Origin of the sequence: Staphylococcus sp. HMSC62B09 (genome assembly GCF_001839115.1) — a bacterium.
Classification (GTDB): Bacteria; Bacillota; Bacilli; order Staphylococcales; family Staphylococcaceae; genus Staphylococcus; species Staphylococcus haemolyticus.
The window spans coordinates 1-16,151 of sequence record NZ_KV840129.1 but is presented as its reverse complement, the minus strand read 5'-3'; the positions used below and the strand labels follow the sequence as shown (position 1 = coordinate 16,151).

General features: G+C 31.5%; 12 protein-coding genes and 3 pseudogenes. 10 read left to right on the top strand and 5 right to left on the bottom strand.

The genetic code is table 11. The features are described 5' to 3' along the window. The 8 genes and pseudogenes from HMPREF3265_RS05165 to HMPREF3265_RS05130 form a co-directional block, all read left to right on the top strand. Window positions 1-2,324 (top strand): annotated as a pseudogene (locus HMPREF3265_RS05165) (nitrate reductase subunit alpha); the annotation flags it as partial. Then, entirely contained in the window at window positions 2,314-3,867 is a 1,554-nt protein-coding gene (narH, locus tag HMPREF3265_RS05160; protein ID WP_070442565.1) for a nitrate reductase subunit beta, read from the top strand. The pseudogene HMPREF3265_RS05165 and the gene narH, both read left to right, overlap by 11 nt. Continuing rightward, window positions 3,860-4,435, top strand: a complete 576-nt coding sequence (gene narJ, locus HMPREF3265_RS05155; protein ID WP_070861087.1) for a nitrate reductase molybdenum cofactor assembly chaperone — start codon at window positions 3,860-3,862, stop codon at window positions 4,433-4,435. The genes narH and narJ overlap by 8 nt, the downstream gene beginning before the upstream one ends. Beyond that, window positions 4,428-5,111 (top strand): respiratory nitrate reductase subunit gamma, encoded by a 684-nt coding sequence (gene narI, locus HMPREF3265_RS05150; protein ID WP_070861086.1) that lies wholly within the window; start codon window positions 4,428-4,430, stop codon window positions 5,109-5,111. Before narJ ends, narI begins: the two co-directional genes overlap by 8 nt. A gap of 20 nt (window positions 5,112-5,131) precedes the next feature. Further along, window positions 5,132-5,581 carry a nitrate respiration regulation accessory nitrate sensor NreA gene (nreA, locus tag HMPREF3265_RS05145; RefSeq protein ID WP_053025039.1) on the top strand — a complete coding sequence of 150 codons (450 nt, stop codon included), beginning with the start codon at window positions 5,132-5,134 and terminating at the stop codon, window positions 5,579-5,581. 9 nt (window positions 5,582-5,590) lie between these two features. After that, window positions 5,591-6,625: a nitrate respiration regulation sensor histidine kinase NreB gene (nreB, locus tag HMPREF3265_RS05140; protein WP_070861085.1), complete on the top strand. Its 1,035-nt coding sequence runs from the start codon at window positions 5,591-5,593 to the stop codon at window positions 6,623-6,625. Between the two features lie 21 nt (window positions 6,626-6,646). Continuing rightward, the gene (nreC, locus tag HMPREF3265_RS05135; protein ID WP_011274985.1) at window positions 6,647-7,300 is read left to right on the top strand and encodes a nitrate respiration regulation response regulator NreC; all 654 of its coding nucleotides are present in this window, start codon (window positions 6,647-6,649) and stop codon (window positions 7,298-7,300) included. Window positions 7,301-7,529: 229 nt separating this feature from the next. Beyond that, window positions 7,530-8,687 (top strand): nitrate/nitrite transporter, encoded by a 1,158-nt coding sequence (locus HMPREF3265_RS05130; RefSeq protein ID WP_070581965.1) that lies wholly within the window; start codon window positions 7,530-7,532, stop codon window positions 8,685-8,687. Window positions 8,688-8,766: 79 nt separating this feature from the next. On the opposite strand, the gene HMPREF3265_RS05125 is transcribed toward HMPREF3265_RS05130, so the two are convergent. Both HMPREF3265_RS05125 and HMPREF3265_RS05120 read right to left on the bottom strand, forming a co-directional pair. Continuing rightward, window positions 8,767-9,183, bottom strand: a complete 417-nt coding sequence (locus HMPREF3265_RS05125; protein WP_011274987.1) for an Hsp20/alpha crystallin family protein — start codon at window positions 9,181-9,183, stop codon at window positions 8,767-8,769. Window positions 9,184-9,403: 220 nt separating this feature from the next. After that, a complete protein-coding gene (locus HMPREF3265_RS05120) occupies window positions 9,404-9,847 on the bottom strand; it encodes a MarR family winged helix-turn-helix transcriptional regulator (protein ID WP_037550047.1) in 444 nt (147 codons plus the stop codon). A gap of 280 nt (window positions 9,848-10,127) precedes the next feature. Here HMPREF3265_RS05120 and HMPREF3265_RS05115 point away from each other — a divergent pair, with 280 nt between their 5' ends. Together HMPREF3265_RS05115 and HMPREF3265_RS05110 are read left to right on the top strand one after the other, a co-directional pair. Beyond that, window positions 10,128-10,487 (top strand): DUF3139 domain-containing protein, encoded by a 360-nt coding sequence (locus HMPREF3265_RS05115; RefSeq protein WP_070442556.1) that lies wholly within the window; start codon window positions 10,128-10,130, stop codon window positions 10,485-10,487. Window positions 10,488-10,694: 207 nt separating this feature from the next. Further along, window positions 10,695-11,971 (top strand): annotated as a pseudogene (locus HMPREF3265_RS05110) (cation:dicarboxylate symporter family transporter). Between the two features lie 148 nt (window positions 11,972-12,119). Here HMPREF3265_RS05110 and HMPREF3265_RS05105 read toward each other — a convergent pair. The 3 genes and pseudogenes from HMPREF3265_RS05105 to rsp form a co-directional block, all read right to left on the bottom strand. Beyond that, complete coding sequence (locus HMPREF3265_RS05105; RefSeq protein ID WP_053025034.1) at window positions 12,120-12,470, bottom strand: DUF4889 domain-containing protein; 351 nt, start codon at window positions 12,468-12,470, stop codon at window positions 12,120-12,122. Between the two features lie 203 nt (window positions 12,471-12,673). Continuing rightward, window positions 12,674-13,105 (bottom strand): annotated as a pseudogene (locus tag HMPREF3265_RS05100) (pyridoxamine 5'-phosphate oxidase family protein). A gap of 56 nt (window positions 13,106-13,161) precedes the next feature. Next, window positions 13,162-15,267, bottom strand: coding sequence for an AraC family transcriptional regulator Rsp (gene rsp / locus HMPREF3265_RS05095; RefSeq protein ID WP_070861084.1), 2,106 nt, complete (start codon window positions 15,265-15,267; stop codon window positions 13,162-13,164). Between the last annotated feature and the right edge of the window lie 884 nt (window positions 15,268-16,151).

The window sequence follows — 16,151 nt, the reverse complement described above, 5'->3', positions numbered from 1 at the left end:
AAGTGTATGTAGCGACAGTATATGACTTAATGACAAGTCAATATGGCATTAAACGATTTAATCATGAATTAGAAGCAACTTCATACAATGATGCTGAATCAAAATATACACCTGCATGGCAACAACGAGTAACTGGTATTAAACCAGAATTAGTAACACAAGTAGCTAGAGAATTTGCGCAAAATGCCATCGATACAAAAGGACGCTCAATGATAATCATGGGTGCTGGTATTAACCACTGGTTCAATTCAGATACGATTTATCGAGCGATTTTAAATCTTGTTCTTTTATGTGGCTGTCAAGGTGTTAACGGTGGTGGATGGGCTCACTATGTTGGACAAGAAAAATGTAGACCAATAGAAGGTTGGAATACGGTAGCCTTTGCCAAAGACTGGCAAGGACCACCACGTCTGCAAAATGGTACAAGTTGGTTCTATTTTGCGACTGATCAATGGAAATATGAGGAATCTAATGTTGATAAATTAAAATCTCCATTAGCTAATAATATTAAACATCAACACCCAGCTGACTATAACGTCACAGCTGCTAGATTAGGTTGGTTGCCGTCATACCCTCAATTCAATAAGAATAGTTTGTTATTCGGAGAAGAGGCAAAAGATGCCGGCGATGACTCTAATGAAGCGATATTAAATAGAGCAATCGAATCAGTTAAAAATAGAGAAACTCAATTTGCGATAGAAGATCCTGATTTAAGAAAGAACCACCCGAAAACATTATTCGTATGGCGTTCAAATTTAATTTCAAGTTCTGCCAAAGGACAAGAGTACTTTATGAAACATTTATTAGGTACACGTTCAGGACTAATGGCTGAACCTAACGAAGAAGACAAACCAGAAGAAATTCAATGGCGTGAAGATACAGAAGGTAAATTAGACTTATTAGTGTCACTAGATTTCAGAATGACTGCGACACCATTGTACTCAGATATCGTATTACCAGCTGCAACATGGTATGAAAAACACGATCTGTCATCAACAGATATGCATCCATTCATTCATCCATTTAATCCAGCGATCGATCCGTTATGGGAATCACGTTCAGACTGGGATATTTATAAAACATTAAGTAAAGCTGTTTCAGAAATGGCGAAAGATTACTTGCCAGGAACATTTAAAGATGTTGTAACGACACCACTTGGCCATGATTCTAAACAGGAATTAGGTTCAGAATACGGTATTGTTAAAGATTGGTCTAAAGGAGAAGTTGAAGCCATTCCAGGTAAAACAATGCCAAACTTCGCAGTTGTAGATAGAGATTACACTAAAATTTACGATAAATATGTGACTTTAGGTCCATTACTTGAAAAAGGAAAAGTTGGTGCACATGGCGTAAGCTTCAGCGTGAAAGATGAATATGAAGAACTTAAAAGTATGATAGGTACTTGGAACGATGAGAACCCTGAATCAGTCAGAAATAATCGTCCACGTATCGATACTGCTAGAAAAGTAGCAGATGCAATCTTAAATGTATCATCAGCTACTAACGGCAAATTATCACAAAAATCATACGAAGATTTAGAAAATCAAACAGGTATGGAATTAAAAGACATTTCAAAAGAACGTGCATCTGAAAAGATTTCATTTTTAAACATTACTTCACAACCACGCGAAGTGATACCGACAGCTGTGTTCCCTGGTTCAAACAAAAATGGACGTAGATATTCTCCATTCACAACTAATGTAGAACGACTCGTACCATTTAGAACATTAACAGGTAGACAAAGTTATTACATCGATCACGAAGTATTCCAACAATTCGGCGAAAGTTTACCAGTATACAAACCAACATTACCACCAATGGTATTTGGTACTAGAGATAAACAAGTTAAAGGTGGACAAGATGCATTAGTATTACGTTATTTAACACCTCATGGTAAATGGAATATACACTCAACATATCAAGATAATGAACGTATGTTGACATTATTTAGAGGTGGTCCAGTCGTTTGGTTATCTAATGAGGATGCTGATGAGCATGGCATCAATGACAACGATTGGTTAGAAGTTTATAACAGAAATGGTGTTGTAACTGCAAGAGCAGTCACATCACACCGTATGCCAAGAGGAACAATGTTTATGTATCATGCACAAGATAAACACATTGAAACACCAGGATCAGAAATTACAGATACTCGTGGCGGTTCACATAATGCACCAACAAGAATTCATTTGAAACCTACCCAACTTGTAGGTGGTTACGCACAAATTAGTTATCACTTTAACTATTATGGACCAATAGGAAATCAACGAGACGTATATGTAGCAGTGAGAAAGATGAAGGAGGTAAATTGGCTTGAAGATTAAAGCGCAAATTGCAATGGTGTTAAATTTAGATAAATGCATAGGTTGCCACACTTGCAGCGTAACATGTAAGAACACTTGGACTAACCGTCCAGGTGCAGAATACATGTGGTTCAACAACGTAGAAACTAAACCAGGTGTAGGATATCCTAAACGATGGGAAGACCAAGAACATTATAAAGGTGGATGGGTCTTAAATAAAAAAGGAAAATTAGAACTTAAATCTGGTAGTCGTTGGACAAAAATGGCGTTAGGTAAAATCTTTTACAACCCAGATATGCCTCTTATTAAAGATTATTATGAACCATGGACATACAATTACGAACATTTAACTACTGCTAAAGAAGGTAAGCATTCTCCTGTTGCTAAAGCGCACTCACTTATCTCAGGTGAGAAACTTAATCTTGAGTGGGGGCCTAACTGGGAAGATGACTTAGCCGGTGCACATATTACTGGTCCAGAAGATCCAAATATTCAAAAAATTGAAGAAGACATTAAATTCCAATTTGATGAAACATTTATGATGTATTTACCTCGTCTATGTGAACATTGTTTAAATCCTAGTTGTGTAGCTTCATGTCCATCTGGTGCAATGTATAAACGTGATGAAGATGGTATTGTTTTAGTTGACCAAGATGCATGTCGTGGTTGGCGCTACTGTATGACTGGTTGCCCTTATAAAAAAGTTTACTTCAACTGGAAAACAAACAAAGCTGAGAAATGTACATTCTGTTTCCCAAGAATTGAAGCTGGATTACCAACTGTTTGTTCTGAAACATGTACAGGTAGAATGAGATATTTAGGTGTATTATTATATGATGCCGATAGAGTTCATGAAGCAGCTTCAGCTGAAAATGAAAAAGATTTATATGAAAAGCAATTAGATATTTTCTTAAATCCATTTGATGAAGAAGTGATTGAACAAGCTGAAAAAGATGGCATTAGCTATGAATGGATTGAAGCAGCTCAAAATTCACCAGTGTATAAACTGGCAATTGAATATAAATTAGCATTTCCTTTACATCCAGAATTTAGAACAATGCCTATGGTTTGGTACTGCCCACCATTAAGTCCTATCATGAGTTATTTTGAAGGTAAAAATGCAGGACAAAACCCAGATATGATTTTCCCAGCTATTGAAGAAATGCGTTTACCAATAGAATACTTAGCTAATTTATTTACTGCCGGTGATGTTCAACCTGTTAAGGAATCTTTACAAAAAATGGCTATGATGAGAAGTTACATGCGCTCACAAGTTACAGGTAAAGAGTTTGATACTTCTAAATTAGAAAGACTTGGATTATCAGAAATTCAAACTAAAGATATGTATCGTTTATTAGGGTTAGCAAAATATGAAGATCGCTTTGTTGTACCAACATCTCATAAAGAAACATATTTAGATACGTATCATGCGCAAGGTAGCCAAGGGTATGGTGGCGAATACTTTGGAGACAATTGTGAAGGCTGTGGTGTTCCAGTAGGTTCAGAAAAAACAGGACAAGAAATTTATAATGAGAATTTCTATGGAGGGATTTTCCGTGATTAATTTACAACAATTTCATAATTATCAAGAAAGTTTTGGTTATATCGCTCAGCAGCTTAATTTTCCGGAGAAATTAACGTTTCATCCAAAAACATTTGAAGAAACGATTGAGCCCTCTCATCCTGGTTATGATGATTTAGTAAAATACAGAGAGAATATGCATCAATTCACATTGTCAGAAATTAAAGCAATATATACAGATACCTTTGATTTTAATAAGAAATCACCGCTTTATATGACTTACAACAAATTTGACACTCAAAAAGAAAGAGGCCAAATGTTGGCTAAACTTAAAGTGTTATATGAAATGTTTGGGTTGAAAATGGTAGATAACGAGTTATCAGATTATCTACCATTGATGCTCCAATTCTTACACGTAGCATCATGGCAAAATGATTCACGAGCAGAAGGTAATATTGAACTAGTTATTATGATTATTGAAGACGGTACGTATGAAATGGCAAATCATTTAGCTCAAGATAACAATCCTTATGCTTATGTGATACGTGCTTTAAGAAATACATTAAAAGCTTGTCTAGAAATTCCAAATGAGGTGACATCTCATGCTTAATCAATTTTTATGGATTATATTTCCATATTTGTGTGTAGCCATTTTCATTGTTGGACACATCGCTCGTTATAAATATGATCAATTCTCATGGACTGCTAAATCGAGTGAATTTTTAGAGAAAAAACAATTAAAATGGGGTAGCTTATTATTCCATTTGGGCATCATCCCGGTGTTTTTTGGTCACGTCGTAGGTCTCGCTATACCAGCTAAATGGATTGATGGATTAGGTGTAAGCGAAGAAATGTATCATTTTGGTGCTGTATACATCGGTAGTATCTTTGGTATAATGACGTTTATTGGTATGTTACTATTAACAGCACGACGAATTACTATTAAAAATGTTAGAAAGCTAAGTTCAGCTTCTGATATATTTGTAAATTTCTTATTAATATTAGTTATTTTCATGGGTTGTTATTCAACATTAGTTACGAATGCGATGGTAAGTGATTTTGATTATCGTCAAACGATATCTATATGGTTTAGACACTTATTTACATTTTCACCAGATGCGAGTCTGATGACGAGTGTTCCTTTATCTTTTAAAATTCACATCTTACTTGGGTTTACAATTTTAGCTTGTTGGCCATTCACTCGCTTAGTGCATGTTTGGAGTGTACCGCTATCGTATACTAATCGTAGATATATTGTTTATCGTAAACATAAAACACGTTCATGAGTATGAGAGGAGATTCAAATGTGATTACGAATCCAGTATTTGAAAAACAGGATTTCCAACAACAATTGAATAATCTAAGGGTCAGTGAAGGGTATGATTTTGCAGGGGTTGCACTTTATGAGCATCATATGACTTCAGCACCGATTAAATGGCATTATGTCTCAGGTAACTTGAATGATCGCTATAAAATGATTATCTTGCGTAAAGGGCGAGGTCTAGCCGGTATGGTTATGAAGACTGGAAAACGCATGATCATTGCCGACGTAGTAGCAAGTTTATCACCAGAAGATAAGATTAAATATCCAATCTTAATTGCCGAAAATCTAACTGCAATGGTAGCTATCCCATTGTGTTACAAAAATCAGGTGTATGGTGTATTACTCTTAGGTCAGAGAGATGGCAAGCCTCTTCCTGATTATGAAACTTTGGATATTAGTGGCAAGCTTTGGACATTTTCAGAAGAAATGTAGGTGTTTAAAATGTTGGATGTTGATAATCTTGATTTAGAGAACTTACTAAAAAAATATTACGAAAAGACGAATGAAAAAATCGTATTTGTAAATAATGATGGTAAGGTTATCGCGATGAATGACGCAGCACAAGAGATAATTTCAAAGGATAATAATTATAGTGCGATGACCAATGCGATATGTACTCGCTGTGAAGGTTACTCTAACGAATTTGCATTACAAAGTTGCATTAACTGTTATCTTGATACGACAAAGCCTAATGATATGAACTTCCAAGTATTCATGAAGACGGTAGATAATAAAATTCAACCATTTACTGCTTCGTATCAATGTATTGATGATGAGGCACAAATCTACGCTTTTACATTACAAGATATATCTCCACAAATAGAGCGACAAGAAAAGATGTATCAACGTCAGATGTTACGTAAAACTATTGCTGCACAAGAATATGAAAGAAAACGTATATCTAGAGAATTACATGACAGTGTTGTTCAAGAGATGTTAAATGTAGATGTTGAATTGAGATTATTGAAATATCAACAAGATATGGCTCAACTCATAGAAAAATCTGAACACATCGAAATGTTAATGTCTAATTTAATTAATGATATTCGCAATCTATCAGTAGAATTAAGACCTTCATCACTTGATGATTTAGGATTAGAAGCGGCTTTTAAATCCTATTTCAAACAATTAGAGCATAATTATGGATTAAACGTTGTCTATCAATCTAATATTCAAAATATACGTTTCGATAGTGAAATTGAAACGGTTGTTTATCGCGTTGTTCAAGAAGCGATATTTAATGCATTAAAGTATGCAGGTGTTTATGAAGTGGAAGTGACGATTCAACAAACGGAAGCAGGCCTTATCGCTGAAATTATTGATCGAGGTAAAGGCTTTGATCCTAATTTAAAACCGCAAGGCACGGGATTAGGACTATATGGTATGAATGAAAGGGCAGAACTTGTTAAAGGTACAGTGAATATTGAAACACATATTGGTAAAGGTACAATTATTACATTGGATGTGCCAGTCTAAAATATGTTAGGGGAATATAAAGTGAAAATTGTAATTGCAGACGATCATGCAGTCGTTAGAACAGGATTTTCAATGATATTAAACTTTCAAGAGGATATGGAAGTGGTTGCAACTGCTGCTGATGGGGGAGAAGCTTATCAAAAGGTGATGGAGCATAAGCCAGACGTCTTAATTATGGACTTAAGTATGCCACCTGGTGAATCAGGCTTAATTGCAACTAGTAAAATATCAGAAAGTTTTCCAGAAACTAAAATATTAATACTTACGATGTATGATGATGAAGAATATCTATTCCACGTTCTTCGTAATGGTGCTAAAGGATATATATTAAAGAATGCACCTGATGAACAATTATTACTAGCCGTGCGAACAGTTTATAAAGGCGAAACATATGTAGATATGAAATTAACAACGTCATTAGTGAATGAATTTGTAAATCATAAACATTCTGATGATGTATCTACTAACGATCCATTTAAGATATTGTCTAAGCGTGAACTAGAAATACTACCTTTAATTGCAAAGGGGTATGGTAATAAAGATATTGCTGAAAAGTTATTCGTGTCGGTCAAAACGGTCGAAGCGCATAAAACACATATAATGACTAAACTCGATTTAAAATCTAAACCTGAGTTAGTTGAATATGCATTAAAAAAGAAATTATTAGATTTTTAAATGATGAAAATGATACTGAGACAATTCAGCAATGTCTCAGTTTTTTTGTGCATTTAACAATGAAAATATAGGGGGATTCCCAGGCAGTATAAGGGAATATCCTTATGTTCATTTTTTCACAATTACACTAAAATTTAATTGTAATCAGTAATGTGATTGTATTATAAATTTTTGACCTCTTTTATATAACAATTACTGATATAGAAAATTAAATGATGAAGGTGAAAAAATGTATAAGACAAAAGGTGGCTTTCAACTTACATTACAAACGTTAAGTCTTGTAGTAGGTTTCATGGCATGGAGTATTATTTCTCCGTTAATGCCATATATCTCTCAAGATATTAAAGTTAATCCTGGGCAGTTGTCAATTATACTGGCAATTCCAGTAATATTAGGTTCGATTTTACGTGTACCATTCGGTTATTTAACGAATGTTATTGGTGCGAAATGGGTATTCTTTTGTAGTTTTGTCGTTTTATTATTTCCTATCTTCTTTTTAGGACAAGCACAAACGCCAGGAATGCTAATGTTATCAGGATTCTTTTTAGGTGTTGGAGGTGCGATATTCTCTGTAGGTGTTACATCGATACCTAAATATTTTTCAAAAGATAAAGTAGGGCTTGCGAATGGAATTTATGGTATGGGTAACATTGGTACGGCAGTATCATCATTCTTAGCACCACCAATTGCAGGTATTATAGGTTGGCAAACAACAGTAAGAAGTTACTTAATTATTATTGCTATTTTTGCAATTTTAATGTTTATTTTTGGCGATAAAAATGAACCGAAAGTGAAAGTTCCTTTAGCATCTCAGTTTAAAAAATTATCATCGAATTATAAGCTATATTACTTAAGTCTTTGGTATTTTATTACGTTTGGTGCATTTGTAGCATTTGGATTATTCTTACCTAACTACTTAGTAAATAACTTTGGAATTGATAAAGTCGATGCAGGTATTCGTTCAGGTGTATTCATTGCTTTAGCAACTTTCTTAAGACCAATTGGCGGTATACTTGGAGACAAATTTAATGCTGTGAAAGTACTAATGATCGATTTTATTATTATGATTATAGGTGCTGTTATTTTAGGAATTTCAAGTCATATTGCTTTATTTACTATCGGTTGTTTAACTATCAGTATCTGTGCTGGTTTAGGTAATGGTTTAATATTTAAACTTGTACCATCTTACTTCGCAAAAGAATCTGGTGCAGCTAATGGTATTGTTTCTATGATGGGTGGTTTAGGAGGATTCTTCCCACCTTTAGTAATTACTTATGTAACAGGATTAACAGGTTCAAGTCATTTAGCATTTATTCTTTTAGCAATATTTGGTACCTTAGCATTTATTACTATGGGACACTTATATAAAAAAGAATATGCAAAATAATTTTATACATTAAAAAAGAGCAATACAAAGCTAAAGAAAGTTTTGTATTGCTCTTTAACATTTTATTTTGTATATCTATTTATTCTACTGTAATTGTTGTTGATTGATCTTGTGCACTAACTTCTTTAGGTAAAATAACAACTAGAATCCCGTCTTCGTAGCTTGCTTTAATTTGTGACTTATCAATATCGTTAAATTCAAAATGTCTAACTAATTCACCACTTGCACGTTCACTTAATTGAACGCTACCTGTTTGTTCAGATACATGCTTTTGAACTTTAATTGTTAATGCCGCATGTTCAAATTTAAGTTCAATTTCAGACTTATTGACACCAGGTAGTTCAGCTTCTAATACGTATTGATTAGTTTGATTATAAATATTTGTCGGGAAACTTTTTGATGAAAATTGATTAAAAACTTGTTCACCTAAATCACGAAATACATCTTTTGGATTATTCTTGAAAATGGATTGTTCAAAAAACTCTCTATTATTCATACTAATGTCTCTCCTTTATTTAAGCGTGCATACCAAAATTGTAAAATGATACTTTTCAAGTACATTATAGTAATAGAGAGGATTAACGTAAAGCGAAAGGAATTATAAAAGAATAAGGCGCAGATAAAGTGCGGAATAGTAAATCCATGGCAAAAGTCTCAATATGTATAAATCCTAGTAATTGTGAAATAAAGTATTTCGCTTTTGCCAGGATTAAATATTAGTGAGTAGTATAATCGAAGTTATTTGAAATAACATGTTTTAAGCTGTTAACAAGATTATCTTTTTCGTCTTGTGAAATATCAAAGTCCTCAAAAACTTGGTCAGAGATAGCTTCCAATGTAGGTTTAATATTAATACCGCTTTCAGTCAGTGTGATTTGAAGGTTTCTTTCATCTTCTTTTTCACGCATACGTTGTACGTAGCCTTTTTTCTCTAATTTCTTTAAGAGAGGTGTTAGTGTTCCAGAATCTAAAAATACGCGACGACCAAGTGATTTAATATTTATCTTTTCTTCATTTTCGATGGCCATGATGACCATAAAGCTTGTATATGTTAAATCATGCTTTTTTAAATAGTAAGTATATTTTTTTATGACTTCTTTAGAAGTAACATATAATAAAAAACATAATTGATTACTTAAATAACTATCTTTAATATACATACAATTCCCCCCTTAACTTATTTAAAGATATTATGAACTAAAAGTAATGTCAATGCTATTGCCATAGTATTTCATGGACTTTTATAGGGTTTTGAACTATATTTGAAAGTACGTCTACATGTTTAATGTAAGTGTCGATTTATTTTGAATTAGAGATAAATTGTTAGGACATTTTGTTACAGAAATACTGAAATACTTTAAAATTTTCTAACTATCATTCATAATAATTTAGATAGTAACTAGAGATGATGAGACTAGGTTGTGTACAAAGGAGTTCAAAATGAGTAAAAAACAAAAATGGATTAGAGTTTGTATTATTTTGGCGATTTCATTAGTAGTGGCAATTGCTTTCTTTTTTGCTATGAAAACGTATCAAGGTCATAGAAATATTAAAATGGTAGATAGTTATATAGAGCAAAAACATTTAAGTGATGATATTAAATCTGAAAAAACACAATATAGTGCAAAAAAAGGGGTTTATTACAAAGAAGTCGTTTTTAAAGATGAACCTCATATGACATATGTCATTCAACCTATAGGAACACGCAAAGGTATCTTTGCTGAAGGCTTTGATACTGAAACTAAAAAAAGTATTAAAGATGCAAAACATAATTATTTTAACCAAAATTTCAAACCTTAATTTCGCATTAAATGAGGATTAATATTTTACAAGTCATGAAAAATAAGGAGAATAGAATTCGTAATGATTTCTGTTCTCCTTTTTATAGTATTTTTAATTATTTTAGCTTGATTGAATAGTATATATATAGTTAGCTTTAAAAATATTATATCTCATTTCATAATTATCTGATATAATTAAACGATGTCAGATGAAGGGGGTTTCAACATGGCTCTGTTCAAGAGGAAAATTAGTTTACCGATGCAGGTTATCATCGCATTGGTGCTAGGTGTAGTTGTAGGTTTATTATTATTTGGACAAGATAACGTAGCAAATTATATAAAACCGTTCGGTGATGTTTTCTTAAATTTAATTAAAATGATCATCATACAATTGTATTCTGTGCATTAGCATTATCTATATCTAACTTAGGGGACTCAAAGAAGATAGGTAGCTATGGATGGAAAGCAATTCTTTACTTTGAAATTATAACAACAATCGCCATTGGTTTAGGACTAATCATTGGTAACTTATTCAAACCAGGTGCTGGTTTAGATCCAGATAAATTACCAAAAGGCGATATTTCTAAATATCAATCATCTGCATCCGCAGCAGAACAATCTACATATGGCAATCACTTTATTGATACCATTGTAAATATTGTACCAACAAACATATTTGAAGCATTAACTAAAGGCGAATTATTACCAATCATCTTCTTCGCAGTATTCTTCGGTTTAGGATTGGCTGCAATAGGAGAAAAAGCAGATCCTGTGAAAGGCTTTTTAAATGGAACGCTTGAAGCAGTATTCTGGATGATTAATAAAATTTTAAAATTAGCACCAATAGGTGTATTTGCATTTATTTGTACAACAGTAATGACTTTTGGAGCATCTGCTTTAATTCCATTATTAAAATTAGTATTAGTAGTAGTGTTCGCGATGGTGTTCTTCATTATCGTTGTTCTAGGAATTGTAGCAAGAATCTGTGGTATTAGTATCTTCTCAATCATTAAAATTTTGAAAGATGAGTTATTACTAGCATTCTCTACTTCAAGTTCAGAAGCAGTATTACCAGTAATGATGAATAAAATGGAAAAATTCGGAGCGCCAAGAGATGTCACATCCTTTGTTATTCCAATAGGTTACTCATTCAACCTTGATGGATCAGCGCTATACCAATCAATTGCAGCATTATTTGTTGCACAAATGTATGGCATTCATTTATCTATATCGGAACAAATTATCTTAATGGTGACATTAATGGTTGCCTCTAAAGGTATGGCTGGAGTACCAGGCGTTTCAATCGTAGTATTATTAACAACATTAGGAGCTATGGGCTTACCAGCACAAGGACTTGCGTTAATTATCGGTGTAGACCGTTTATTAGATATGGTTCGTACATGTGTTAACGTAATAGGTAATGCACTATCAGCTGTTGTTATCTCTAAATGGGAAAAGGTTTATGACAAAGAACAAGGTAAAAAATACTTAGAATCAATTTAAAAAAGAAATCTGACATTTTTAGTATCGAGCGCATAGGCTCGATACTTTTTTATTGCTTAAAATTATAAAGATTAGTGTATAAATACTTTATGATATTTAAAAAACTGCCAACGAAGATTTCTCTTCATTGACAGTGATTTATTGTAATTTACATACCTTTCATATCATGCATTTCATGAATTTTCATCATTAAACCATGTGGTACGTCATCGTGATCTACTTTAGATACTCTTGAAAATTTATCTGATCCTTTTTCTTTGACTAAAAAAACGAAGTCGCCTTTCTTAACATTAGCATTGCTAGAAGGCAATTCAACATTTTTTTCAATTTTTTCAGTCTGTTCATTTACCATCTTATCAATTGTATGGTCGTTTTTCATATAGCCATAATACGTTTCTTTTTGACCACCTGTCATCATCATGACAACAAGAACGATGCATACAATTAACATGATAGCAATAAGTGCAATACCGATGCCTAAACCCTTTTTATTCTTCATTTTATAGACTCCTTTAAAAAGTTCTATCTCTTTTATACATAAAATACTATTAAATTGCAATAAAATAATAATCTGTATTAAATTGAATTATAATTTAATGACATAAACTACATCAAAGGTGTTAACCAATTAATCAAAAAAAGAGAGTTCAGAACTTGATTAACTCAGTCCTAAACTCTTTATTATAAACAGTTATTTAAATTCTATACAGTAATCGTTACAGGTGTATCGATGTCATCATCATTCATTAACTTGATGGTTTTAGGTACGACTTTGAGCACACATAGATTTGGATCTTCTTTTGAATTAAAGAATGTTTTATCTTGCGTTTCCCATAGCCAGTCAATTACTTTTTGATCTTCAACAATTTCTATATTTGCTTCAATTTCAACAAAGCTATTATTTGTTGTTTCATTGTAACCTAATAAAATATATGCATGAGGATTATTTTTAATTTCTTCAACTTTAGTGCTCTAATTACTTGTCTTCGTATATAAAGTTAATTCATCATTATAAAATACCATATAACGACTATTTGGTTGATTATTATATGCTGTTGATAAGACGCCGACTTTTGAAGTATCTAAGACTTTTTCAATTGATTGAATCACTTGTTGTTTATCCAAAGTTATCATCTCCTTACACTAATTTTAGCCTAAATAATGTTTTTTAAACTTACATCAAAGGTATACTAAGAAGGTTTAATACAAATATATTTCACTTCATCATGTTTTAGCGTTATTTGAAATGCGGCATAATCATTTTCTTGAATCAATAGTTCAGTCTTTGGATGATTACATCTATCTAATTGTTGAATGATATCTTTTTCAATGTAAACATCACGCTTATATTGTGGAATTAAATGTTGTATTGAGCCATGTTCATTATTTAATGTATTTACAATAAATAGGGTGTTTTCTTTAAAGTCATTTTCAAAGATATAGTGTTGTTGGCTATCAGATAAATAACGGTCATTGATTTTATTGAAAAGTATCACATGATAATTCCCATCTTTATAACACATTAAATAATTATTTGATATTTGAAATGACTCATTACTAAATGTAGAAACAAATCGATATAAATGCATGATAGGTAATAAACTACCATGATTATTAAAGAGTGAGATATACATTGGATCTGTTTCTATTAATTTATAGCACACGCCACCACCGTGTCTCATTAACTGATATAGATGACATACGAGATCTGACAATTGAAGTGATTGTGTACCATTATTAGTGTATTTGAAACATTTTAATGATAGGTTGCTATAAATAAACTGAGTTGAAGGTATATTAGATCCCTCTATAAAACGCAAATAATTTTCAAAGTGCGTCGATGAGTGAGTAAAGCCACGTTGTATATCAATAAGCACATTCTTGGTATCAATATTTTCAATATCAACAAAGTAAAAATCAAAGTTCATACGATGCATAATATCATATGTTTCTTGTAATGAACCCAGTTGTTTTAACAAACCATCAACCATTAAACTAAATTTGATAGCACGGTTTTTATTCTTGAGTTTAAGGTGTGCAAGGTGGATATCATGAATGGACATTGTTTCAGTATCAAATACAAGCATAAATTTCACTAATTTTTTATTCCATTTATAATCTCTATTATTTTGTAAGAATATCATGATTAGTTGGTATATCATTTTAAATTCTTGATTATTTTTAATAGTGACAGCTAATCTAATATTTTTTTCAAATAATTTCTTAAAGCAACGATTTAATAAATTTAAATTTGTGTGACGACCTACCATGTCACTCACATCATTAATTAAAATTGCTGGTCTAGGTAAATAGGATAAATCAATATCAAAATAATCATTAAACACAAATTGAAATAATTCATTTATGTTTTGAAAATCTATAAAAGCCGTTGAAAATTGCGTCTGATCTTTAGGATCGTAATTAGCAATATGAATTTGTGTGGTTTCCGTGGTCAAATGATTCGTAAACTCAAATTGTGAAATTAAATTTAAAAAAGATTGACTAACTGAACTTCTTATTAAAATAGAGGGCAGAGGTTCTAATTGATTTAGCATCGTACGAAATTGCTTAGGGCTCGCTTCCAAATGTTTTTTAAATTGATTAGTAAAATTGGTGTGACTACTAAAACCTGATAATTCGGAAATCGTTGTTATAGAGTGATTCGTTGTCATTAGTAATTGTACAGAGTGATTAACTTTTAGACTGGTATAATAATCTTTAAAATTTACATTTAATATGCGAGCAAACAAATTAGAACAATATGATTCTGAAATAAGTGCATGTTGTGCAATATCTAACAAAGATAGATTAGATGTAATGTTATTGTTAATAAACATGACAATATTAGACAGTAACTGATTATCAATAGACATAGTCGGTACATATAATGTTGTGTTTCTAACTACGGCTTCTTTATATAACGTTCTTATAATTTTAGATACTGTTTCACTATCTTGTTCTTCATTATTTGCAAAGTTAGAAAGACATTGCAAAATTTGAGATTTAATAAAATGATTCGACTGCAATAAATAACGGTCAAAGAAACAATTAAAGAAATCATTATCTTCTATATAGAAGTAAGCTATTGGAATTTTTAACTCAATTAAATCTTTAGCATGATTGATATTAAATAAATCACCTTGATTGACTATAGTAATATGGTTTTGAATATCATTCTTTTCACCATTAATAGTAATCGTTAATTCATTTGTTAAAGAGAAATATATAATAATATAATTTATATTACGCGATGGGGCAGTTGTTAAATGTTCATGTAATAGAATAGAATTACTCATGTATGTTGTTCTCCTAGCTTTTATATTTATTGGCTAAATATTACTGTTCAATTGAATTGTGAATAATAAAAGCTATTATAAAATAAAAGTAAGAAAAAATTAATAACTAAAAATAAAAAAATTTTGCGATTATTTTGTGAAAGCGATAAAAATTTTCTCAAAGAAGCAACTTAAATGAAAAATTGAAAATATAGTGTGACTGATTTGGAAAATTTTAATAGCGTGGTACAACTTAATTTGATGCATAATAAATATAGATTTCGAAACAGAATTGATTAAACATCATTTTCATTAATTTAATTGATGATTCGAAATCTTACATTCATTAGTTCTGTATCAACATCATGAAAAAGCAACATAAAATATTTCCACAATAAGAAAAGCTATAATTAAATCATTGAGTTCAAATTCTGCCAACATATTAAAGTTAATGATACAAGTATCAACAACATATTAAAATGATTAAATTCTATATCAATGTTTAGACAAGACAACAAGAATTTTCCATCTTACACAAGTAAAGTAAATTATTTTGTGCGTGATATAGAAATTCAACTCATCTTCATCATGAATTAAACAACTAGAGAGTGAGAATTAATAAATTAAATAATAGTCAGACACCACACCTAAGATTTGCCATTCAACTTAGAATAAGAATATGTATGCGTATTATTAACAGTGGTATTAGCAGTAGCAAGCTAATGTATATTACTAAGGAACCTAACTCCCCCAATTACTAAATCACTGATGTATAAGTAACAGTTTTAATATCTACCATCCTTTAATATACTGATTTTATTATAGGGGTAACATCAAGAATAATATTTTACAGAAAAACAGAATTAATTTTAAAAAAGAGGCTGGGACATAATTTCTAACAAATT

Bases quoted from the DNA above. Each gene is read 5' to 3' on its own strand.
- rsp (WP_070861084.1), bottom strand. From the start codon at position 15,267: ATGAGTAATTCTATTCTATTACATGAACATTTAACAACTGCCCCATCG.
- nreB (WP_070861085.1), top strand. From the start codon at position 5,591: ATGTTGGATGTTGATAATCTTGATTTAGAGAACTTACTAAAAAAATAT.
- HMPREF3265_RS05120 (WP_037550047.1), bottom strand. From the start codon at position 9,847: ATGTATATTAAAGATAGTTATTTAAGTAATCAATTATGTTTTTTATTA.
- narI (WP_070861086.1), top strand. From the start codon at position 4,428: ATGCTTAATCAATTTTTATGGATTATATTTCCATATTTGTGTGTAGCC.
- HMPREF3265_RS05125 (WP_011274987.1), bottom strand. From the start codon at position 9,183: ATGAATAATAGAGAGTTTTTTGAACAATCCATTTTCAAGAATAATCCA.
- HMPREF3265_RS05115 (WP_070442556.1), top strand. From the start codon at position 10,128: ATGAGTAAAAAACAAAAATGGATTAGAGTTTGTATTATTTTGGCGATT.
- HMPREF3265_RS05105 (WP_053025034.1), bottom strand. From the start codon at position 12,470: ATGAAGAATAAAAAGGGTTTAGGCATCGGTATTGCACTTATTGCTATC.
- HMPREF3265_RS05130 (WP_070581965.1), top strand. From the start codon at position 7,530: ATGTATAAGACAAAAGGTGGCTTTCAACTTACATTACAAACGTTAAGT.